Source organism: Streptomyces sp. HUAS TT11, assembly GCF_051553595.1.
Lineage (GTDB): Bacteria > Actinomycetota > Actinomycetes > Streptomycetales > Streptomycetaceae > Streptomyces.
In genome coordinates, this window is the sequence record NZ_CP196184.1 from 3,459,912 (window position 1) to 3,481,247 (window position 21,336).

At 71.2% G+C, this 21,336-nt stretch carries 22 protein-coding genes; 13 read left to right on the forward strand and 9 right to left on the reverse strand.

The features are described from left to right. Window positions 1–35: 35 nt before the first annotated feature. Together ACSHXN_RS15415 and ACSHXN_RS15420 are read right to left on the reverse strand one after the other, a co-directional pair. Entirely contained in the window at window positions 36–1,481 is a 1,446-nt protein-coding gene (locus ACSHXN_RS15415; protein ID WP_383357221.1) for a DUF3152 domain-containing protein, read from the reverse strand. Window positions 1,482–1,489: 8 nt separating this feature from the next. Further along, window positions 1,490–2,569, reverse strand: a complete 1,080-nt coding sequence (locus ACSHXN_RS15420) for an alpha/beta fold hydrolase (protein ID WP_355134283.1) — start codon at window positions 2,567–2,569, stop codon at window positions 1,490–1,492. Window positions 2,570–2,775: 206 nt separating this feature from the next. Between ACSHXN_RS15420 and ACSHXN_RS15425 the strand changes: the two genes are divergently transcribed. The 4 genes from ACSHXN_RS15425 to ACSHXN_RS15440 all read left to right on the forward strand — a co-directional run bounded on the left by ACSHXN_RS15425 (window position 2,776) and on the right by ACSHXN_RS15440 (window position 4,846). Next, entirely contained in the window at window positions 2,776–2,997 is a 222-nt protein-coding gene (locus ACSHXN_RS15425) for a hypothetical protein (RefSeq protein ID WP_438303253.1), read from the forward strand. A 356-nt stretch (window positions 2,998–3,353) separates the two neighbouring features. Beyond that, complete coding sequence (locus tag ACSHXN_RS15430) at window positions 3,354–3,998, forward strand: TetR/AcrR family transcriptional regulator (RefSeq protein WP_355134285.1); 645 nt, start codon at window positions 3,354–3,356, stop codon at window positions 3,996–3,998. 154 nt (window positions 3,999–4,152) lie between these two features. After that, entirely contained in the window at window positions 4,153–4,380 is a 228-nt protein-coding gene (locus ACSHXN_RS15435) for a DUF3107 domain-containing protein (protein WP_059128345.1), read from the forward strand. Between the two features lie 196 nt (window positions 4,381–4,576). Beyond that, window positions 4,577–4,846, forward strand: a complete 270-nt coding sequence (locus ACSHXN_RS15440; protein ID WP_355134287.1) for a hypothetical protein — start codon at window positions 4,577–4,579, stop codon at window positions 4,844–4,846. Window positions 4,847–4,985: 139 nt separating this feature from the next. Here the strand turns inward: ACSHXN_RS15440 and ACSHXN_RS15445 are convergent, their stop codons facing one another. Next, window positions 4,986–5,723, reverse strand: a complete 738-nt coding sequence (locus ACSHXN_RS15445; protein ID WP_355134289.1) for a ferritin-like fold-containing protein — start codon at window positions 5,721–5,723, stop codon at window positions 4,986–4,988. A 462-nt stretch (window positions 5,724–6,185) separates the two neighbouring features. Between ACSHXN_RS15445 and ACSHXN_RS15450 the strand changes: the two genes are divergently transcribed. Both ACSHXN_RS15450 and ACSHXN_RS15455 read left to right on the forward strand, forming a co-directional pair. Continuing rightward, window positions 6,186–8,291 carry a DEAD/DEAH box helicase gene (locus tag ACSHXN_RS15450; RefSeq protein ID WP_383357227.1) on the forward strand — a complete coding sequence of 702 codons (2,106 nt, stop codon included), beginning with the start codon at window positions 6,186–6,188 and terminating at the stop codon, window positions 8,289–8,291. A 134-nt stretch (window positions 8,292–8,425) separates the two neighbouring features. After that, complete coding sequence (locus ACSHXN_RS15455) at window positions 8,426–9,304, forward strand: alpha/beta fold hydrolase (protein WP_355134293.1); 879 nt, start codon at window positions 8,426–8,428, stop codon at window positions 9,302–9,304. Here the strand turns inward: ACSHXN_RS15455 and ACSHXN_RS15460 are convergent. Continuing rightward, window positions 9,301–10,197, reverse strand: coding sequence for an NYN domain-containing protein (locus tag ACSHXN_RS15460; protein ID WP_355134295.1), 897 nt, complete (start codon window positions 10,195–10,197; stop codon window positions 9,301–9,303). The genes ACSHXN_RS15455 and ACSHXN_RS15460 overlap by 4 nt on opposite strands. A gap of 251 nt (window positions 10,198–10,448) precedes the next feature. Here ACSHXN_RS15460 and ACSHXN_RS15465 point away from each other — a divergent pair, with 251 nt between their 5' ends. Continuing rightward, window positions 10,449–10,601 carry a hypothetical protein gene (locus ACSHXN_RS15465; protein ID WP_331265367.1) on the forward strand — a complete coding sequence of 51 codons (153 nt, stop codon included), beginning with the start codon at window positions 10,449–10,451 and terminating at the stop codon, window positions 10,599–10,601. A gap of 86 nt (window positions 10,602–10,687) precedes the next feature. On the opposite strand, the gene ACSHXN_RS15470 is transcribed toward ACSHXN_RS15465, so the two are convergent. The 3 genes from ACSHXN_RS15470 to ACSHXN_RS15480 all read right to left on the reverse strand — a co-directional run bounded on the left by ACSHXN_RS15470 (window position 10,688) and on the right by ACSHXN_RS15480 (window position 13,095). After that, window positions 10,688–11,293, reverse strand: a complete 606-nt coding sequence (locus ACSHXN_RS15470) for a MarC family protein (RefSeq protein ID WP_355796621.1) — start codon at window positions 11,291–11,293, stop codon at window positions 10,688–10,690. A 145-nt stretch (window positions 11,294–11,438) separates the two neighbouring features. Further along, the gene (locus ACSHXN_RS15475; protein ID WP_355134299.1) at window positions 11,439–12,317 is read right to left on the reverse strand and encodes a PHP domain-containing protein; all 879 of its coding nucleotides are present in this window, start codon (window positions 12,315–12,317) and stop codon (window positions 11,439–11,441) included. Between the two features lie 136 nt (window positions 12,318–12,453). Further along, a complete protein-coding gene (locus tag ACSHXN_RS15480) occupies window positions 12,454–13,095 on the reverse strand; it encodes a DUF6758 family protein (RefSeq protein ID WP_331265369.1) in 642 nt (213 codons plus the stop codon). Window positions 13,096–13,262: 167 nt separating this feature from the next. Between ACSHXN_RS15480 and ACSHXN_RS15485 the strand changes: the two genes are divergently transcribed. Further along, entirely contained in the window at window positions 13,263–14,522 is a 1,260-nt protein-coding gene (locus tag ACSHXN_RS15485; RefSeq protein WP_438303254.1) for an MFS transporter, read from the forward strand. Window positions 14,523–14,562: 40 nt separating this feature from the next. Here ACSHXN_RS15485 and ACSHXN_RS15490 read toward each other — a convergent pair whose 3' ends face one another. Beyond that, a complete protein-coding gene (locus ACSHXN_RS15490) occupies window positions 14,563–15,147 on the reverse strand; it encodes a suppressor of fused domain protein (RefSeq protein ID WP_355796617.1) in 585 nt (194 codons plus the stop codon). Between the two features lie 514 nt (window positions 15,148–15,661). Between ACSHXN_RS15490 and ACSHXN_RS15495 the strand changes: the two genes are divergently transcribed. Beyond that, window positions 15,662–16,780, forward strand: a complete 1,119-nt coding sequence (locus tag ACSHXN_RS15495) for a magnesium and cobalt transport protein CorA (RefSeq protein ID WP_355134306.1) — start codon at window positions 15,662–15,664, stop codon at window positions 16,778–16,780. 23 nt (window positions 16,781–16,803) lie between these two features. Next, window positions 16,804–17,313 carry a hypothetical protein gene (locus ACSHXN_RS15500; RefSeq protein WP_438303255.1) on the forward strand — a complete coding sequence of 170 codons (510 nt, stop codon included), beginning with the start codon at window positions 16,804–16,806 and terminating at the stop codon, window positions 17,311–17,313. 61 nt (window positions 17,314–17,374) lie between these two features. Here ACSHXN_RS15500 and ACSHXN_RS15505 read toward each other — a convergent pair whose 3' ends face one another. Further along, window positions 17,375–18,130: a hypothetical protein gene (locus tag ACSHXN_RS15505; protein ID WP_355134310.1), complete on the reverse strand. Its 756-nt coding sequence runs from the start codon at window positions 18,128–18,130 to the stop codon at window positions 17,375–17,377. A 174-nt stretch (window positions 18,131–18,304) separates the two neighbouring features. On the opposite strand from ACSHXN_RS15505, the gene ACSHXN_RS15510 reads away from it, so the two are divergent. Genes ACSHXN_RS15510 through ACSHXN_RS15520 form a run of 3 tightly spaced genes read left to right on the forward strand, consistent with a single transcriptional unit; the run spans window position 18,305 to window position 21,327 of the window. Next, on the forward strand, window positions 18,305–19,585 hold the full coding sequence (locus tag ACSHXN_RS15510) for a magnesium transporter MgtE N-terminal domain-containing protein (RefSeq protein WP_438303256.1): 1,281 nt from the start codon (window positions 18,305–18,307) through the stop codon (window positions 19,583–19,585). Beyond that, entirely contained in the window at window positions 19,575–20,150 is a 576-nt protein-coding gene (locus ACSHXN_RS15515; protein ID WP_355134314.1) for a DUF1003 domain-containing protein, read from the forward strand. The genes ACSHXN_RS15510 and ACSHXN_RS15515 overlap by 11 nt, the downstream gene beginning before the upstream one ends. Window positions 20,151–20,193: 43 nt before the next feature. Continuing rightward, entirely contained in the window at window positions 20,194–21,327 is a 1,134-nt protein-coding gene (locus ACSHXN_RS15520; protein WP_355134316.1) for an Mrp/NBP35 family ATP-binding protein, read from the forward strand. Window positions 21,328–21,336: the final 9 nt, after the last annotated feature.

Below are 21,336 nucleotides of genomic sequence, written 5' to 3' on the forward strand. Positions count from 1 at the left end.
CTCTGGGCATGTCAATGTGACGAAAGCGTCACCCGTCAACTCCGGGGATACGGCCAGGGGTTGGGCAGACAGTGGATCCCGTCGTGGTCGAGGAACTTCGTCTGCTGCTGCATGACCGGCGCCAACTCGCCGTCCTTGTCACAGGTGACATGGCCGTAGCCGAGGCGGTGGCCGACCTCGTGGTTGATCAGCATCTGGCGGTAGGAGTGAATCTCGTCACCGTACGTCGTTGATCCCTGGGCCCATCGATAGGCGTTGATCATCACGCGCTCGGTGGCGGCCGAGTCGCACGAGACGTTGTCCTCCGAGGTGTCGAGGCCCGATTTGGCGCACCAGACGGCGGTGGTGCCGGGGCTGGCGAGCGTGATCACGAAGTCGGGTTTGCCGGAGCTGATGCGCTCGAAGGTCCGGGCACCGCTGTGGGCCCAGCTGCGGCCGTCGTTGAGGGTCTTCTGCACGGCCTGCGCGAACAGCTCCCCGTCGAGGCCGAGCCCCTTCTCCACGTCCACGCGATAGGTGTACTTCCGGCCCGTGCCCGGCGCCTTGGCGAAACCGGGGACGGCGGCGAACTTCCCCGAGCCCTTCAGCGTGGCGCCGAGCGGGTACCTCCTGCTCATGGCCTGCTCGTACGTCAGCGGTGTCGCGCGGGGTGCGGTGGAGGGGGTCGGGCGGCCGTCGCCGCGGGTGGCGGAGCCGTGGATGTCGCGGGCCCGGTCGGTGCCGACCGCGGACCGTGCGGCGGTGTCGCCCTGCCCGTCGGTGACCTGGCCGGCGACGACGACCGCGAGCACGGTGGTGACGGCGGCGGCCGCGATCCCGGCGAGCGTGCGTCCCCTGCCGTTCCCGGTGCGCGGTGCCTCCTCGGCTCCGGCCTCCGGGGTGTCACCGCTCCCGGCGCCCGTCCCGGCGGCACGGACGCCGGTGCCGGGGACGGTGACGCCCGTGCGGCGGGGCGTGAAGACGTCGTCGTCCTCGTCGAAGGCGTCGAGGTAGTCCTGACGGGGGCCGTCCGCCCGCGACCGCTGAGCGGGGACACGGGGCCCGCGACGACCGGGGGGTGCGGCCTGCGGCGTCTCCGTGGAGACCGCCCCGGACCCGAACTCGCCCCAGCCGCCGCCGGTTTCACGCTGCTGAGGGTGGCCGCCACGGACCTGGGGAACACCGTGGGCGGGGGTGCCGTCGGCGAACCGCGGCATTCCGTGGGCCGGAGTCGCGTCGGCCGGAAGCGGTGCTCGCCGTGCCGCAGCCCCACCGGGGAATCGGGGCACTCCGTGTGCAGGCGTGCCGTCCGGGAACCGCGGGACGCCTCGCGCCGGCGTGCCGTCCCCGAACCGCGGGACACCCCGGGCCGGCGTGCCGTCGGCCTCGCGGGACGCGTCCTGCGCGCCGCGGCCCGGGCCGTCCGGCGCCGGTATGCCGGGGCCCGCGTCCGTGTCCGTCCGGGTCCTGTCGCCCCGCCCCTTGCGGCTGTGCCGTCCCACGCCGCGCCTCAGCTCCCCGCGCCGGCCGTGCCGGACTCGTCGATCTTCCTGGAACCACCGTTGTCGGGCACGTCGCCGTCACCGGCTCCGCGGCCCTTGTGCGTGCCCTCGGGCCCGTCCGCCGTCCCGGGCAACTCGCCGGTGTCCGCGAGCAGTTCACGGAACGCCGCGGAGACCACCTCGGGGTACTCCATCATCGCCACGTGCCCCGCCTCCGGCAGGGTCAGCAGCCGGGAGTCCCGGAAGGCGCGCGACGCCCGCTGGGCCATGCGGTACGAGACCAGTTGGTCCCGGCCTCCGTACACCAGCAGCGTAGGGGAGAGGACGCGCTCCGCCTGACGCCACAGGCCGTGCTGCCCGCCCAGCGTGTAGGCGTTCACGATCCCGCGCGCCGAGCGCGCCATCGCGTCCCAGAAGTACGGCAGCCGCAGCCGCCGCTCCATCTCCTCGACGGCGTTGCGGAAGCCCTCCGGCGTGACGCGCCCGGGATCGCCGTAGCACAGCGCCATGACCCCGCGGACCCGCTGCTCGGCCGTCCAGCCCTGGGTGTAGCGGGTGAACAGTGCGGCGACACCGGGGAGCGCGAGCAGTCCCGTCGGAACGGCACCGCGCTGAATGAAGATCTCCGGGAGTGCGGGCGACACGAGGGTGAGCGTACGCACCAGATCGGGGCGCACGGCAGCCACCCGGGTGGCCACGGCACCGCCCATGGAATTGCCGAACAGGTGCACGGGACCGCGCCCCGACGCGTCGAGATACCGGATGACCGCTCGCGCGTGCCCGGTGACCGAGTAGTCGCCGTCGTCCGGCGGCGGCGAGTCGCCGAAGCCCGGCAGGTCCAGGGCCTCGCCGTCGACGAGTCCGTCGACCTCCGCCATCAGGGCCGACCAGTTCTGGGACGAACCACCGAGCCCGTGGATGTAGAGCGCGGGTGCCAGCCCGTCGCGCTCCGGCGGTCTCGACCGAACGGTCAGCGTGATGCCCGGGAGTCCGACCGACCGGAGCCGCTCCCCCTCCTCGACCCTGACGGGCGCCACCTTCGGGAGCACATTGGCGGCCGCGACGGACGGGAGCTCGGTCGAAGACATGCGGCAATGTTACGAGACGATCACGCAGTGATTCGTGTGTTCGCCGTCACAGCAGGCGAGGTCGGCCCCGTGGGAAGAACCCCGAAACGGCCTTTCACCACACATAGCGTCCCGATCGGGTGTCTCCTAGGCTCATAGCAGGGCACCCGCATGTGGATCCCCCCTCTTTCGGGGACACTCCAGGAGTTCTAGGAAGGGAGCCCACCATGGCCGTAGACCCCACTGATCCCGAGACGTTCGAGGAGGACGAGGCCGAGGCCGCCGAACCCGACGTGGAGGCCCCGGAGAACGACGCCGCCGAACAGCACACGGAACTCGACCCGGAGGGCGACGAGCCCCTGACCGAGGAGGAGATCCTGCGCGCCAACGAGGCGGACCTCGTGGAGCAGAAACGCGTCGTGCGGCTCGACGAGGACGACTACCGCTGAGTGGTGAGCGGTCATGGGGTACAAGATCGGTGAGGTACGAGGGTGATCGCCCCGGGCGGTAGGGCCGTCCCCGGACGTGATCGCGTCGGGAGACGACGGCGCCGGGAGAGACGGTCGGCCGGGACAGGACGATCCGCCCGGACCGGCGCGCGGGCGGTGGACGGGACACGAGGGCACATGCCCGTGACCGGCACCGAGCGGCCTTTCGCCCGACCTGTCCCGTTGCGGGAGCTCCGCACGGCTTTCGCCACCGTCCGGTCCGTGAAATTCTGCGTTCGCACCGCGCACAGCACGGTTACCGAAAAGTACGATGGCGGCGCGGCGCACACCGCAAGTGGACGATTTTGGGAGGCGGCGTGACAGCCATCGAGCAGACAGAGGCAGCACGCCCGCGAGGCACGCGCCTGCCGCGCCGTGCCCGACGGAACCAGCTGCTGGGCGCCGCCCAGGAAGTCTTCGTGGCCCAGGGCTACCACTCGGCCGCGATGGACGACATCGCCGAGCGTGCCGGTGTCAGCAAGCCGGTGCTCTACCAGCACTTCCCCGGCAAGCTCGACCTCTATCTGGCCCTGCTGGACCAGCACTGCGAGGCCCTGCTGGAGGCCGTGCGGAACGCGCTCGCGTCGACGACGGACAACAAGCAGCGCGTGCGGGCCACGATGGACGCGTACTTCGCCTACGTCGAGGACGACGGCGGCGCCTTCCGGCTGGTCTTCGAGTCGGACCTGACGAACGAGCCCGCGGTACGCGAGCGCGTCGACAAGGTCACGTTCGAGTGCGCCGAGGCGATCTGCGACGTCATCGCCGAGGACACGGGTCTGTCCCGGGCCGAATCGATGCTGCTGGCCTCGGGCCTCGGCGGCCTCGCCCAGGTCGTGGCGCGCTCCTGGCTGCACAGCGACCGCAGCGTGCCGCGCGACGAGGCGGTCCAGTTGCTGACCTCGCTGGCCTGGCGGGGCATCGCGGGGTTCCCGCTCCACGGCAGCGAACAGCACCACTGAGCCGTTCTCGCAAGGATGTACTGCGGTTTTGTTCCCGCAGGCTGTTCGCTCATGGCGTGCCGGAGCGGAGCGTGCACGTCCCCTCACCGGGCTAATGTGTGCTGGTACGGCGCGGACGGCCGCGCACATCACTGACCGTCGGAGGGACAAAGCCGTGGAGGTCAAGATCGGCGTGCAGCACGCGCCCCGCGAGATCGTTCTGGAGAGCGGTCAGACCGCCGAGGAGGTCGAGCGCCTCGTGGCGGAGGCACTGGGAGGCAAGTCGCCGCTGCTCAGCCTCGTGGACGAGCACGGCCGCAAGCTCCTCGTCCCGGCCGACCGCCTCGCGTACGTGGAGATCGGCGAGCAGGCCCCGCGCAAGGTGGGCTTCGGCACGCTGTAGTTCCGAACGGAGCAGGGGCCCGGTGGCGAGTGCCGACGGGCCCCTTTTCGTTGCCCCGTCCCGGCCGTCCGGGCGGAACATGCACACAGACGGAGCACATCCCCCGCACAGAGGAGGATTGTGTTCCGCACGCCGCGGGTAGGACCGGCTACGACCGATTTGCCCAGGCAGCAGCCGTGCGGGAGGGAACCTCGTCATGTTCTTGGAAGCGCTCGGCTCCGCCGTCCTCGGGCTCGCCCTGGCATGGTTCGCGACACACCGGCTGCCCCACCGGCTGCCGCCTCGTCTTCTCGTGGTACCGACGGGCGTCGCGGGGGCCCTCTTCGGAGCGTTCGTCACCCACAGCGCGGTCGGCGCGGGGAGCCTGCTCGTGATCCTTCTCGGGGCCCTGGTCGTCTCAGCGGCCTCACTGTCGCTGTTGCTGCGTCCCGCGGAAAGATTCGGCCGCCGGTCGGCGACGGCCTGAAGCCGCTCGCCGGACCCGGCGGCACCCGGAGTTCCCCCGACAGGACACCCCCGGCACCCCTGAGGCAGTGGCCGCGCCCGCCCGCCGCCTCGGGGCCGGGCCGGCGGCCGCTGTGACCCGTGGGCGGGCGCGGCGGTGATCAGGCGGCCAGCCCGAGGGCCGCCATCCGCTTGGTGTGCGCCTCGGTGATCCGGGAGAACATCCGGCCCACCTCGGCGAGGTCGAAGCCGTCCGCGACGCCGCCCACGAGCATCGTCGACAGCGCGTCCCGCTCCGCGACGACCCGCTGCGACTGCGACAGGGCCTCGCCCATCAGCCGCCGCGCCCACAGTGCGAGCCGCCCGCCCACACGCGGCTCGGCGTCGATCGCGGCACGGACCTTCTCGACGGCGAAGCCGGCGTGCCCGGTGTCGTCCAGCACGGCCAGGACCAGCTCACGCGTGTCGGAGTCGAGGCGGGCCGCGACCTCCCGGTAGAAGTCGCTGGCGATCGAGTCGCCGACGTACGCCTTGACGAGCCCTTCGAGCCAGTCCGAGGGCGCCGTCTGCTTGTGGAAGCTGTCGTACGCCGCGACGAACGGCTCCATCGCCTCGGTGGGCTCCGAGCCGATCTCCGTGAGCCGGCCCCTGATCCGCTCGAAGTGGTGGAACTCGGCGGACGCCATCTTCGCCAGTTCCGCCTTGTCCGTCAGCGTGGGAGCGAGTTTGGCGTCCTCCGCGAGCCGTTCGAACGCCGCCAGCTCGCCGTACGCGAGCGCCCCGAGCAGGTCCACGACCGCGGCACGGTACTGGGGGTCTACGGAGGCCGTGCCCCAGTCCTGGGCGGCGACCGAGGTGGGTTCGGCGGAAGCGTCGGAGGCGTTGTCAGACGTCGTCATGAAGCGCACAATAGCCCGCTCGCCGCCCTGTGGAAGTCCCTGGTCAATCACTGTGACGACGGCTACGTGACCGAATCGGCCATCACATGTGCGCGATTCCGGGGTATGGTGGTAATGCGCCTGCCGAGTATTCGACGGGCTGCATGTATGAGGATGCCCGGTCGGTGGCCCGATCGGCTCCGACTGACAGCTCTCATGGTCCGTACGGCACTGTGCGTACGGCATCCGGAGAGACCCTCAGCGGTACGAGCGCTGGAGCGTCGGCGTGGTCCCGTGCCACAGGCCCGTCCCCCAAGCAGGCCGACGTCATCCGCACGGTCACGACCCCCCGCGCTCGCCTCGCACCGCGTTCACAGAAGAGGCAGCACCCTGACTACCACTTTCCGCGAACTCGGGATCCTTCCCGAGACGGCCGAGGCCCTGGAAGCCGTCGGCATCATCAACCCCTTCCCGATCCAGGAGATGACACTCCCCGTCGCCCTCTCGGGCACGGACGTCATCGGCCAGGCCAAGACCGGCACCGGCAAGACGCTCGGTTTCGGCCTCCCGCTCCTCGAGCGCGTCACCGTCCCCGCGGACGTCGAAGCGGGCCGCGCCAGGCCCGAGGCGCTCACCGAGTCCCCCCAGGCGCTCGTCGTCGTCCCCACCCGTGAGCTGTGCACCCAGGTCACCAACGACCTGCTCACCGCGGGCAAGGTGCGCAACGTCCGGGTCACGGCGATCTACGGCGGCCGGGCCTACGAGCCCCAGGTGGAGGCCCTGAAGAAGGGCGTCGACGTGGTCGTCGGCACCCCGGGCCGGCTGCTGGACCTCGCGGGCCAGAAGAAGCTGAACCTGAAGCACGTGAAGTGCCTCGTGCTCGACGAGGCCGACGAGATGCTCGACCTGGGCTTCCTGCCCGACGTCGAGAAGATCATCAACATGCTGCCGGCGAAGCGACAGACCATGCTGTTCTCGGCGACCATGCCGGGAGCGGTCATCGGCCTCGCCCGCCGCTACATGTCTCAGCCGACGCACATCCGGGCCACCGCGCCGGACGACGAGGGCGCCACCGTCGCGAACATCGCGCAGCACGTCTTCCGCGCGCACTCGATGGACAAGCCGGAGATGGTCTCGCGCATACTGCAGGCCGAGGGCCGTGCGCTGGCGATGATCTTCTGCCGGACGAAGCGGACGGCGGCCGACATCGCGGAACAGCTCCAGCGGCGCGGCTTCGCGGCCGGCGCGGTCCACGGCGACCTGGGCCAGGGCGCGCGCGAGCAGGCCCTGCGGGCCTTCCGGAACGGCAAGGTGGACGTACTCGTCTGCACCGACGTGGCCGCGCGCGGCATCGACGTCGAGGGCGTCACCCACGTCATCAACTACCAGTCCCCCGAGGACGAGAAGACGTACCTGCACCGCATCGGCCGTACGGGCCGCGCCGGCGCCTCGGGTACGGCGATCACGCTCGTCGACTGGGACGACATCCCGCGCTGGCAGCTGATCAACAAGGCGCTGGAGCTGGACTTCAACGACCCGGTGGAGACGTACTCCACCTCCCCGCACCTCTTCGCCGTCCTCGGGATTCCCGAGGGCACGAAGGGTGTCCTGCCGCGCGCCGAGCGCACCCGTGCCGGGCTCGCGGCGGAGGAGCTGGAGGACCTCGGCGAGACGGGCGGCCGCGGGCCCCGCGGCCGCCGTTCCCCGGCCCCGCCCACGCAGAGCGAGCGTCCGGCGCGTGCGCCGCGCAGCCGCCGTCGCACCCGGAACGGGGCGCCCGTCGAGGCGCCGGCCGCCCCGGACGCGGCGGAAACCCCGCAGCCGGCCGAGGACCTGGAGGCGCGCACGCCGCGCCGCCGTCGCCGTATGCGCGGCGGGGTGCCGGCGGAGTCGGCCGCCGCGGTGACGGAGACGGCGGAGCCGACCGTGTCCGAGGCGGCGGAGACCGTCGTCGACACGGCCGAGCCGGTGAAGCCGCGCCGTCGCCGGACCCGCAGGGCCGCCGAGACGGCCCCGGCTGCGGCCGAGGCCGCCGTGGACGCGGTGGTGGCGGCGCCTGCCGCCGAGGCAGCCGTCGACACGGCGGAGGCCGCGCCGCGTCGGCGCGCCCGCAAGGCGGCGGCCACGGAAGCCGCCGCCGAGACGGCCGTCGACACCGCCGAGGCCACCGAGGCCAAGCCCCGCCGGCGCACCCGCAAGACGGCGGAGGCCGCACCCGAGGCGACCGAGGGCGAGGCACCCGCCAAGCCGCGACGCACCCGCAAGACGGCCGAGGCAGCCGTCGAGACCGTGGACGGCGCGGAGGCCACGCCGCGCCGTCGCACCCGCAAGGCAGCGGCCACCGAGGCCGCCGCCGAGACGGCCGTCGACACCGCCGAGGCCACCGAGGCCAAGCCCCGCCGCACCCGCAAGGCGGTGGCGGCGGAGCCCGCGATCCCGGCGCAGTCCGTCGAGGAGCCCGAGGTGAAGCCCCGGCGCCGCACGCGCAAGGCGGCGGCCGCCGAGGCGGAGATCCCGGCCCAGACGGACGAGGCCCCCGCGAAGCCCCGTCGGCGGACGCGCAAGGCCGCCGAGCCCGCCGAGGGCTGATGCGACACCCGCTCGACGGCCCGTCACCCCATCCGGTGGTGACGGGCCGTCGGCGTTCCCGCTCCTCGTCCGTACACCGCGATGTCACCCGGCTCCGGCCGCGCCCGGCGTCCGCCGCCCGGTAACCTCGCCCCATGAGCCGTCCCCCCGCCTTCGTACCGCCCCCTGGTGTCCGGTCCCGTCGACTCGCCACGGAACGCGGGGAGTTCGCAGTCCTGGAGGCGGACGCGACGGCGTCACCGGTGAAGGGAACCGTCCTCCTGCTGCCCGGATACACCGGAAGCAAGGAGGACTTCATCGTTCTGCAGCCGCTCCTCGCGGCTGCCGGGTACCGGACCGTCGCCGTCGACGGACGCGGCCAGTACGAGTCCCCAGGACCCCGGGACGACGAGGCCCCTTACGCGCAGGACGAGCTGGCGCGGGACGTGCTCGCACAGGCGCACGCGGTCGGCACGCCGCTGCATCTTCTCGGCCATTCCCTCGGCGGTCAGATCGCCCGCGCGGCCGTCCTGCTCGACGCGTCCCCGTTTGTCTCGCTCACCCTGATGGCCTCCGGACCGGCCCAGATCTCCGTCCCGCAGCAGCAGCGCGTGAAGCTGCTGCGCGACGCCCTCGCCGTGATGGACATGGCCGAGGTGTGGGAGGCCATCCAGGCCATGGAGCCTCCGGAGGACGTCGACGCCGGGGACATCGACGAAGGGCTCGCCGACGGGGAGGACCTGCGCCGCCGCTGGCTCCGCAACAGCCCCGCCCAGCTCCTCGCCACCGGTCGGCAGCTGTGTCTGGAGCCCGACCGCGTGGCGGAGCTGGACGCCGTCGGTCTGCCGGTGCATGTGCTCTCGGGCGGCCGCGACGACACCTGGCCCGTACCGCTCCTGGACGAGATGGCGACCCGGCTGGGTGCCGAGCGCACCGTCGTCGCGCAGGCGGAGCACTCCCCCAACACGGAGCAGCCCGAGCAGACGGCCCGCGCACTGACCGCCTTCTGGGAGCGGTTCGCGCAGGCGGTCTAGTACTGCCCCTGCAGGTGGTCCCAGAAACCGTCCCGCAGGGCGCGCCGCAGGTCCGACTGGCCGCGCAGCGAGTACTGCAACAGGCCCTCCGCCTCCACCAGCAGGTCCTGGTCGACGGAGCCGGGCAGATACGGATGGCCGGGCAGCAGGTCCGCCAGCGTCTCCCGGCCGCGCGCCACCAGCCACTTCGCCGCGATCTGCGCGCCCACGAAGCGGACGTCCTCACGCGTGGGCCGGGCCGCGGACGCGGCCTCGTACGTCGCGGCGGTCCGCCGGCTGACATACGGCTTGAAGAAGTCGAGTTCGAGGGTGCGCTGGCTGTCCACCTCCCACAGCAGCGGCTCCGCCTGGTTGCGGCCCTCGGGCGCCTCGATGCCCCACAGGTGCACCCGCGCCCCGTACCCCTGTGCCGCCTCGACCGCCGACACCAGGTCCTCGTCGCCGCCGATGAGCGCCGCGTCGCTGATGGCGCGGTGCCGGGCGAGTGACTCGAGGTCGGACCTGATGAGGGAGTCGACGCCCTTCTGCTGGTTGTTGGCGTTGAGGTTGCCGAGCCGCACCTTCACGTCGGGGAGTTCGGCGATGGACTGCTGTTCGGCGGTGTGGATGCGGCGCCTCGCGCCGTCGTACCAGTACACGCGCAGCAGCCTGCTGTCCGCGAAGATCGTGCGCGCCTTGTCGATGAGCGCCTCGATCAGCCCCTCGGCATCGAGGTCGAAGGCCCGGCGGTCCTCGGTCCCGGCGATGAGGCGCCCGGCGGCCGCGTAGAGATAGCCGGCGTCGACGAAGATCGCATGGGTCGAGGGGGTCTTCGCCACCTCGGCGAGCATGCGCTGAAGCAACTCGTTCGTGCGGTCGATGCGGGCGCCGAGCGCCGCCAGGTCGTCGTTCATACTGACCCCATTGTCCCGGCGGTCACGCTGCGAACACAACCGGTCCCCATCAGTGCACCGTGAACACAACGCGCTCGGACCCCATCCGCCTTACCGGTGAGTAATTAGAGACTCGAAAAATTTCCTTAGCGTAGGGAATGTTTGTAACAAGCATCCCGTTGAATCCCTACGGGAACGGGGACACCGACGCTCTTCGCTCCGCACGCCAGTAGTTCTCCTCAGGAGGATGACCAGACGAAGGGAGAAGCCCTATGCGCTTCGAAATCATGCGACTCGACGACGTCGACGGAACCCCCGTGGACACCACCGTCGTGGACGCCGCCTCCGTCAAGCAGATCGTTCAGCAGGCCGCAGCCATAGGGCAGCGACTCTGGATCCGCCCGGCCGACTCGTCCGCATCGTAAGACCCGACGCGGGCCCATGTGATGCTTCGGAGCCCCGTACGGCAACCGCCGTACGGGGCTCCGCGCGTCGCGGTACCGCCGGGCGGTCAGCCGGCCCGGACGACCTGGGTGACCCCGTTGATGATCTGCTGCACGGCGATCGCGGAGAGCATCATGCCCGCCAGCCGGGTCACGAGCACGACGCCGCCGTCCTTGATCACACGGATGATCACCAGCGAGTAGCGCATGACGAGCCACAGCACGACATGGATCGCGAGTATCGCCGCCCATACCGACACCTGGGAGCTCACGCTGTCGGCCTTCTGGACCGCCAGGATCACGGAGACGATCGCGCCGGGTCCGGCGAGCAGCGGCATGCCGAGCGGAACGAGCGCGACATTGACGTCCTTGGTCTGCTTCGGCTCGTCGGTCTTGCCGGTCAGCAGGTCGAGGGCGATCAGCAGCAGGAGCAGCCCGCCCGCGATCATCAGCGCGGGCACGGAGACGTGCAGGTAGTCGAGGATCTGATGACCGAGCACGCCGAACACCCCGATGACACCGCCGGCCACACAGACGGCCTGGAAGGCCATCCGCTTCTGCATCTTGGCGGGGCGCCCGGCGGTGAGGGCCAGGAAGATCGGGGTGATCCCCGGGGGATCCATGATCACGAAGAGGGTGAAGAAGAGGGACGCGAAGAGGGCGACGTCGAACATGGGGACCTTGAACGTAAGTACGGACGAGCACGCGGCGGTCGGCCGCGGCCGCAGGGGGACAGGGGTGTTGGGAAACGTGGGCGCGCCGGACGGCGCGAGGCAGTGAGGGGGCGGGGCAGGGCTCCCCGGACAGCGGGCGAGGGGACTACGGGCCGACCAGGCTCCGGTTGTGTCCACCGGCGCCCGGCACCGGGAACGCCCCGGTGGCCCGTCGGGTGATCTCCCCGTACACCTCCGGATCGGTGGTGTACTCCCCGAGCACGCACGTCTTGCGACTGCCGTGGTAGTCGGACGAGCCCGTGGCCAGCAGGTCCAGTTCGCCGGCGAGCGCACGCAGCCGCTCCCGGGTCTCCGGGTCGTGGTCCATGTGGTCGACCTCGATGCCGTCGAGCCCCGCGGCGGCGAGATCCGCGATGACGGAGTCCGGCACGATCCGCCCGCGCCGTGACGCGGCCGGGTGCGCGAAGACGGTCACCCCGCCGGCCGCCTTGACCAGCCTGATCGCCTCGAACGGATCGGTCGCGTGCTTCTCGACGTAGGCGCGCCCGCCGTCGGCCAGCCACTCGGGCGTGAACGCGTCCGAGACGGTCTCCACCACGCCGAGTTCGACCATCGCGGAGGCGATGTGCGGCCGCCCGACGGAGCCCTCGCCGGCGATGCGCGCCACCCGCTCCCAGCCGATCGGCACCCCCAGCTCCCGCAGCCTGTCGATCATGGCGTGGGCTCGGGGGACACGGTCGTCCCGCACCAGCTCGCGCTCGGCGAGCAGTTCCGGCTCCTCGGGGTCGAAGAGGTAGGCCAGCATGTGCAGGCTGATGCCGCCCATCCGGCAGGAGAGCTCGGCACCCGTGACAAGCGTCAGCCCCTCGGGCAGCGCACGGATCGCCTCCGCATGGCCGCGGGTGGTGTCGTGGTCGGTGAGCGCGACGACGTCGAGTCCGGCGGCAGCGGCGCCCAGCACCAGCTCGGCGGGGGTGTCCGTACCGTCGGAGGCGGTGGAGTGGGTGTGCAGGTCGATGCGCACGACACGGACTCCAGACGGCGACGGAACGAGGGGACGCTCAAGGATAACGGACCCCCCTGTCACACCCGCAGCGGGCATGCGCCCCCTACGCCCGGCAGGACTCGCATGCGCCCCTGGGCCCGCCGGGACTCCCGCGTCACGGCTCGATCAGTCGCGGGGAGAGTGCACCGATGGGCAGCAGGTCCACCTCGGCCCCCGCGTCCCGCAGATCGGTCAGCACCAGTTCGTCGTACATCAGCATGCCCGTCTGCTCGGGCCAGACCACCGCCCACAACCACAGCCCGCGCGCCTCGCCCGCGAAGACCGCGCGGTCGTCGGGCGTGCCCGTGACGTGCCACAGCGGGGTGGGGCGACCGGCGGCGAGCACCTTGGCCTGGGGCGGCTTCTCGACGTTCAGGTACGGGCCCGGGTCAGGACCCGTGATGCCCGCGTACCGCGCACCCAGCCCCACGCCGAGCTCCTCGGCCACGAGGATCAACTCCCCCATGCCGCCGAGCGGTCCGGGGCCCGAGCAGGCCACGGCCGTCGCGCGTCCCCCACTGCGGTCGTCACCCGCGCAGGCCACACCCGTGAACAGCCAGCCCACGGGCAGCGGCCACGGCATCCACACCGGCACCCGGGCACGGTGCACCACGACACCGAGGGCCTCGACACTGGGCGGGATCACGGGCTGCAGCGGATGCACGTTGCCGTGCACATCGCACTGCCAGGAGTCGGCAAAGAGTCCGGGAGCCCTGACCCGGCCACCACACTTCGGGCAACTGGGTTCGCCCCTCATAGGGCCCCACGGTCCTCCCCGTCCCGCGCCGCGTCAAGGACGATCACCCGTCCGGCGTGTGCCCCGCACACCCGCTTCACCGCAGTGATGTAGATGTAGGTTGCATTAATTAGCCCACCTAACTTAATGTATGTATAAAGCAACCATCTCGCACTGCAAGGATGCCCATGAGCAGCAGGAACACCGCAGGGCCCGACCCGGCCGAAGATCCGTTCGACGCGGGAGCCGGAAGCCTTCTGCGCCAGCCGAAGTCCGTCTGGGCGACCGCCGGAGCGTCCGTCGTCGCGTTCATGGGCATCGGACTCGTCGACCCGATCCTGCCGTCCATCGCCAAGGGCCTGCAGGCGACACCCAGTCAGGTCTCGCTGCTCTTCACCTCCTACTTCCTGATCACCGCCATCGCGATGCTGGTCACGGGATTCGTGTCCAGCCGTATCGGCGGCCGCAGGACGCTGCTGCTCGGGCTGGCCTTCGTGGTGGTCTTCGCGGCCCTCGCGGGCACCTCGGGCTCGGTGGGCCAACTCGTCGGCTACCGGGCAGGCTGGGGCCTCGGCAACGCGCTCTTCGTCTCCACGGCCCTCGCCGTCATCGTCGGCGCGGCGGCCGGGGGCAGCTCCGCGGCGATCCTGCTGTACGAGTCGGCGCTCGGCCTCGGGATGGCGTGCGGCCCGCTGCTGGGCGCGGTGCTCGGGAACGTCAGCTGGCGCTACCCGTTCTTCGGCACGGCCACGCTCATGGCGGTGGGCTTCCTGTGCATCACGGGGTTCCTGAAGGAGCAACCGCGGCCGGCACGCAAGACCTCACTGCTCGACCCGATCAGGGCGCTCGGCCACGGCGGACTGGCCTCGGCGGCCGTCTCCGCCTTCTTCTACAACTACACGTTCTTCACCGTGCTGGCCTTCACACCGTTCGTGCTGAACATGACGCCGTACACATCGGGTGCGGTCTTCTTCGCCTGGGGTGTGCTGCTGGCCGTCTTCTCCGTGATCGTGGCCCCTCGCCTGCAGAAGCGCCTCGGTTCGCTGAAGGTGCTCGGCGGCTCTCTCGTGCTGCTGGCGATCGACGTCGCCGTGCTCGGCTACGGGGACCACACCACCGCCGTCGTCTGCACGATCATGTCCGGCGCGTTCATCGGCGTGAACAACACGGTCTTCACCGAACTGGCCCTCGGGGTCTCGAACGCACCGCGCCCGGTGGCCAGCGCGGGCTACAACTTCGTGCGCTGGTTCGCCGCGGCGGCCGCGCCCTACCTGGCGCCGAAGATCGAGGAGTGGAGCGACCTCCACGTGCCGTTCCTGGTCGCGGCGCTCACCGCGGTCATGGGCGCCGTCGTGGTGCTGGTACGGCGCCGGGCCCTCACCCGGACGGCGGAGGGGCCGGAGCGACGGCACGCGAGCGAGGACAGCGTCACCGCATTCGCCAACTGACGGCCGGTGGCGTCATGTTGGTGAGTTTGCTCACCCCGGTTCAGTCCAGCCGAACGGACCTGCGGGACGGATCGCGCAGATCCGTCCCACTCGTCAGCCAGCGCTCCTGGAGCGCCTGGGCGCCGTGCACCCGCTTCCAGGCGGCCTCGTTCGGGGTCATCGGCAGCAGCGGCAGGAACCGCACGGGATCCAGGGGCTCGTCCAGGTCCAGATCCTCGACCAGGCCACCCGGTTCGGCGACCAGCACCGAGGTGAAGGGGGCGCCCGGCCACAGGGGCTCACCCACGTCCAGCGAGGCACCGGGGGCCACGACCACGCCCTCGACCTGCGGGGACGCGGCGAGCACCGCCAGCGGGCGCAGCAGCTCGTCGGTGTCCGCGGTGCCGCCGCGCACCGAGAGGACGAGCTCGGCGCGGGGTCCCTCGACGGGGTCGGCGAGCATCGCGCCGGGGTCCGTCATGGGCCGTGCGGACATACCGAGCGTGGCGTAGCGGAGGATGTCCGCCTCATGGAAGCGCAGCACCTCGACGCGGTCGGTACCCAGGAAGGTGACGGCCGCGCGGGCGTCCGGTTCGCCGAGCGCGGTACGCAGCCGGGCCTCGACCAGAGCGAGAACATCAACCATGCGGCGAGCATAGAACTCGTCAGCGGCGGGCAAAGCGGCGCCTTGACACTTCGGTCGGCTGATACTCTGACTCGGTGGTTCCGGGCAGCACGCAGCAGCGTCGCGATCGAGTCCCGACACCGTGAGACTCCCCTACGGGGGATGGATCGTCCCTCACCAGGGACCGGCCGGAGGAGGTGGGGCTGTAATGGATCGAAGTCGACCGTGCAGTACCACCCGCTCTTCCGGCCACTGATGCAGCTGTTCCGGCTGACCGCCACCTCTCACCTGCGCGCCGCGTCCATGCGGACCTCCCCCGGGGGACCCGCTCCGGATCCCCGGTGCACCGCGGAAGAGCACTTCGTTTCGTTTTGCCTGATCTGACTGATCTGAATCAGTAGCGAAGTCCGCCACCGCGATGGTGCGGTGCTCCCCGCTTTGTGGACGTGCCAAACATCAGTACTCAGGACGTCCCCATTCCGGGCAGTTCCACCCCTCGTGAGCGCCTTTGCTGCTCGTTGCGAAGGAGCCTGCCATGTCGATGATCCGTGACCTGCGCGCCGCGGTCCGCCCGTCCCGCCCCTCCCTGCGCAAGGACACCGGCACGTACGACACCACGCGCGACCCGGCCACGCCGTCCTGCGTCGTGGACTGCGCCGTCTACCGCGACGGCGTGCGCATCGAGACCCAGAAGCCGCTGTCCCCGCACGAGGCGATGCGGCAGGTGCGCCGTGACGGAGGCTTCGTGTGGATCGGTCTGCACGAGCCGACCGAAGCCGAATTCTCCGGTATCGCAAGCGAGTTCGGGCTGCACCCCCTGGCGGTGGAGGATGCGGTGCAGGCACACCAGCGCCCCAAGCTGGAGCGGTACGACGACTCCCTCTTCGCGGTCTTCAAGACCATCCACTACGTCGACCACGACGAGCTGACCGCCAACAGCGAGGTCGTCGAGACCGGTGAGGTCATGTGCTTCACCGGACGGGACTTCTTCATCACCGTCCGGCACGGCGGCCAGGGCTCGCTGCGGACGCTGCGGCACCGGCTGCAGGACGACCCGGAGCTGCTCGCCAAGGGCCCCTCGGCCGTGCTGCACGCGATCGCCGACCACGTCGTCGACGGCTACATCGCCGTGGCCGACGCCATGCAGGTCGACATCGACGAGGTGGAGACGGAGGTGTTCTCGCCGAGCAGGAAGGGCGGCACACCCCGGGGCACCGACGCCGGCCGCATCTATCAACTCAAGCGCGAGGTCCTGGAGTTCAAGCGGGCGGTGGCGCCGCTCATGCGGCCGATGCTGCTGCTGAGCGAGCGGCCGATGCGGCTGGTCGACCCGGACATCCAGAAGTACTTCCGTGATGTCGCCGACCACCTCGCCCGGGTCCACGAGCAGGTGGTGGGCTTCGACGAACTGCTGAACTCGATCCTCCAGGCCAACCTGGCGCAGGCCTCCGTCGCGCAGAACGAGGACATGCGCAAGATCACGGCGTGGGCGGCGATCATCGCCGTGCCGACGATGGTCTGCGGCGTCTACGGCATGAACTTCAAGTACATGCCGGAACTGCACTGGAAGTACGGCTACCCGGTGATCATGAGCATCACGGTGGTCATCTGTCTGGGCATCCACCGCACGCTGAAGCGGAACGGCTGGCTGTGACCCTGCCCCACTAGGCTGGGCACATGACAAGCGAGCTGCTCGACCGGGCCCTCGTCGAGGAGGCCACGAAGAAGTCCGGGCTGATCTGGGTCCAGGGCGCGATGCCCGCGCCCGCCCGGGCGCTGTGGCACGTGTGGCACGACGGCGCGGCCTGCGTGGTGGGCGACGGCCCCGGCGAGCAGCCGCTGCCCGGTCTGGTCGACGGCCAGGACGCGGTCGTCACGGTGCGCAGCAAGGACAAGGGGGGCCGTATCGTCACCTGGCCCGCGCATGTGGTCGAGCTGGCGGCGGGGTCGCCGGAGTGGGAGAGCACCGTCGCCGAGCTGAAGGGCAAGCGGCTGAACGCCCCCGACGGCGAGGAGATGCCGCAGCGGTGGCGCCGCGAATGCCGGGTGCTGCGCCTGGAGCCCCACGGCACCACGGTGCCGCTGCCCAGCGATGCACAGGCAGCTCCCCCGCCCTCGACGCCGGCGACGACCCGCCGTCCGATCCCGGCCGCGCTGCCCCGGCTGCTGCGCCGCAAGCGGCGGTAGCCACCGCGGTCCCCTCCCCCGCCCCTCGGCACCCGGCCACCGCGCCGGCGGGTCCCGCCCGTCAGGACGCCGGCAGCTGCTTCCCGTAGTCCACCGTCTCCTTCTTCGGCGGCTCGGCCAGGGAGAAGTCCTTGCCCCAGTCCGACATCCGGAGGGTCCCGGCGTTGCCGGCGCGCACCAGGCTCAGCGGATACGGAGTGCCCTCCAGGGAGACGTCCAGCGTGCCGCCGGAGCCCTTGTCGCCGGTGATGCGGATCGTGCGGATCCCGTCCTGCTCGTGGTGGCCGTCCGTGCCCAGCGACCCGTGCAGCGTGAGAAGACTGTCCAGCAGCACGTCCTTGTCGGTGAACCCGCTGAAGCGCTTGTAGGCCGGGTCCCCCGTCGGCACCTTCACGTACTTTCCCTCGAGCTTGTTCGCCGCGGCCGCCGAATCGCCGCCGCCTCCGTCGGCCCCCTCCTGGTTCCAGAAGTCGGCACCGGCCTTCAGGAACAGGTGCGGGCCCACCCTGAGCACCTTGAACGAGCCGCTCTTGGAGGTGACCGACCCGGTGCCCCCGTCGCTCTTCAGCCGCATGTCCAGGGTGTAGCTGCCGCCGTTGCCGACCACAGTGCCCGACAGCCGCAGCGCCGAGGCCGACTTCGCCGCCGCACGCGTACGGGACTCGATGGTGCCGGCCGGCAGCTTGCCCACCCCGTTCGTCCCGGCGTCGGGGTCGCCGCTGCCGCACGCCGTGAGCCCCGTCCCCGTCACCACCAGTGCACAGATCGCGCTCACCAGTGCAGCCCTGCGCCTACGGCCCTGGGGGATTGCAGTCACGGATGAGGCTGCCTCTCGTGCGGGAGTCGTCGTCGGCGTACGGCAGCGTACCGGTGCCCGTGGAGCCCTCCGGAGCCAGTCCGTCCGCCCCTCTCGCCAGGGCGTATCGCATCGGGACGGGCTAGCCTGAAGCCCACGCGAGCGGACAAAACGGCTGGAACAGGAGGCGCGGGAATGGCGGCAGGCGCCCCTCGCATCTTCGTTTCGCACCTGGCCGGTGTCGCCGTCTTCGACCCCAACGGCGACCAGGTGGGACGCCTGCGCGACCTCGTCGTCATGCTGCGCGTCGGCCGGCGTCCCCCGCGCCTGCTCGGCCTGGTGGTCGAACTCACCACCCGTCGCCGCATCTTCCTGCCCATGACCCGGGTCACCGGTATCGAGTCGGGCCAGATCATCACCACCGGCGTGCTGAACGTGCGCCGCTTCGAACAGCGGCCCACCGAGCGGCTCGTCTTCGGGGAACTGCTCGACCGCCGCGTCCGGCTCACCGAGACCGACGAGGACGTGACCGTCCTCGACCTGGCCGTGCACCAACTGCCGGCCCGCCGGGAATGGCAGGTCGACAAGGTCTTCGTCCGCAAGGGCCGGGCAGGAACGTTCCGGCGCAGCAAGGGCGAGGCGCTCACGGTCGAGTGGTCCGCCGTCAGCGGGTTCTCCCTGGAGGAACAGGGACAGGGCGCCGAGAGCCTGCTGGCCACCTTCGAGCAGTTGCGGCCCGCAGACCTCGCCAACGTGCTGCACCACCTCTCGGCGAAACGGCGCGCGGAGGTGGCCGCCGCCCTGGACGACGACCGGCTCGCCGATGTGCTCGAGCAGCTGCCGGAGGACGACCAGATCGAGATCCTCGGCAAGCTCAAGGAGGAACGCGCCGCGGACGTCCTGGAGGCGATGGACCCGGACGACGCGGCCGACCTGCTCGCCGAGCTGCCGGAGGACGAGAAGGAGCGGCTGCTGAGCCTGATGCAGCCGGACGACGCGGCCGACATGCGCCGTCTGATGGCGTACGAGGAGCGGACCGCGGGCGGCCTGATGACCACGGAGCCGATCGTGCTCCGGCCCGACGCCACCATCGCCGACGCCCTGGCCCGGGTCCGCAACCCCGACCTGTCCCCCGCACTCGCCGCCCAGGTGTACGTCTGCCGCCCGCCGGACGAGACACCGACCGGCAAATACCTGGGCACCGTCCACTTCCAGCGGCTGTTGCGCGATCCGCCCTACACCCTCGTCAGCTCCATCCTGGACGACGCCCTCCAGGCGCTGGCGCCCGGCGCACCCCTGCCTGTGGTGGCCGGGTTCTTCGCGACCTACGACATGGTGGCGGCGCCCGTCGTCGACGAGGCCGGCGCACTGCTCGGCGTGGTGACCGTGGACGACGTGCTGGACCACATGCTTCCCGACGACTGGCGCGAGACGGAGTTCCACCTGGTCGACGAGGGGACCTCCGATGGTGCCTGACCGCGAGAAGACGCCCTCCGGCGCGACCGCCGCCACCCGCTCCCGCATCCGGCTCGATCAGCCGCAGCGCAGGCGCACCCGCATCCTGCCCGAGTGGGACCCCGAGGCGTTCGGCCGCCTCTCGGAGCGCATCGCCCGCTTCCTGGGCACCGGGCGGTTCATCGTCTGGATGACGGTCGTCATCATCGTCTGGCTGGTCTGGAACGTCACCGCCCCGCACTATCTCCGCTTCGACCCCTATCCCTTCATCTTCCTGACGCTGATGCTGTCCCTGCAGGCCTCCTACGCGGCCCCGCTGATCCTGCTGGCGCAGAACCGCCAGGACGACCGCGACCGGGTCAACCTGGAGCAGGACCGCAAGCAGAACGAGCGGTCTATCGCGGACACCGAGTACCTGACCCGGGAGGTCGCCGCGCTGCGCACGGGTCTCGGCGAGGTCGCCACCCGTGACTGGATCCGCTCCGAGCTCCAGGACCTCGCCAGGGATCTGGACGGCGGGCGGCCCGACGGCCACCGCGTGTTCCCGGCCGAACGAGGCCGCGGACGTGACGTAGACGACCGCTGACGGGGCGTTCCGGGCCCCCGTCGGGCGCCGTACCATCGTGGTTATGGCTACGGAAGACGCGGTGCGCGAGGCACTGGCGACGGTGAACGACCCCGAGATCCAGCGACCCATCACCGAACTGGGGATGGTCAAATCGGTGGAGATCGGCGCGGACGGAGCGGTCGCGGTCACCGTCTACCTGACGGTTTCCGGCTGCCCCATGCGCGACACGATCACGCAGCGCGTCACGGACGCGGTCTCCCGTGTGGAGGGCGTCACCCGGGTGGACGTCACGCTCGACGTGATGAGCGACGAGCAGCGCCGCGAATTGGCGACCGCGTTGCGCGGCGGCCAGGCCGAGCGGGAGATCCCCTTCGCCAAGCCGGGCTCGCTCACCCGTGTGTACGCGGTGGCGTCCGGCAAGGGCGGTGTCGGCAAGTCCTCGGTGACGGTGAACCTGGCTGCCGCGATGGCGGCCGACGGCCTGAAGGTCGGCGTTGTGGACGCCGACATCTACGGCCACAGCGTGCCGCGCATGCTGGGCGCCGACGGCCGTCCGACCCAGGTCGAGAACATGATCATGCCGCCGCAGGCGAACGGCGTGAAGGTCATCTCGATCGGGATGTTCACCCCCGGCAACGCGCCGGTCGTCTGGCGCGGCCCCATGCTGCACCGGGCGCTCCAGCAGTTCCTCGCGGACGTCTTCTGGGGTGACCTGGACGTGCTGCTGCTCGACCTCCCGCCGGGCACCGGCGACATCGCGATCTCGGTGGCGCAGCTGGTCCCGAACGCGGAGATCCTGGTGGTCACCACCCCGCAGCAGGCGGCGGCCGAGGTGGCGGAGCGGGCGGGCTCCATCGCCGTCCAAACCCATCAGAAGATCGTCGGTGTGGTCGAGAACATGGCAGGCCTGCCCTGCCCGCACTGCGGCGAGATGGTGGACGTCTTCGGCACGGGCGGCGGCCAGGTGGTCGCCGACGGCCTCACCCGCACCACGGGTGCCACGGTCCCGGTGCTCGGCTCCATCCCCATCGACGTCCGTCTCCGCGAGGGCGGCGACGACGGCAGGCCGGTGGTGCTGACCGATCCGGACTCGCCGGCCGGCTCGGCCCTGCTCGCGATCGCTGGCAAGCTGGGCGGGCGTCAGCGGGGCCTCGCGGGCATGTCGCTGGGGATCACCCCGAGGAACAAGTTCTAGGGCCGATCG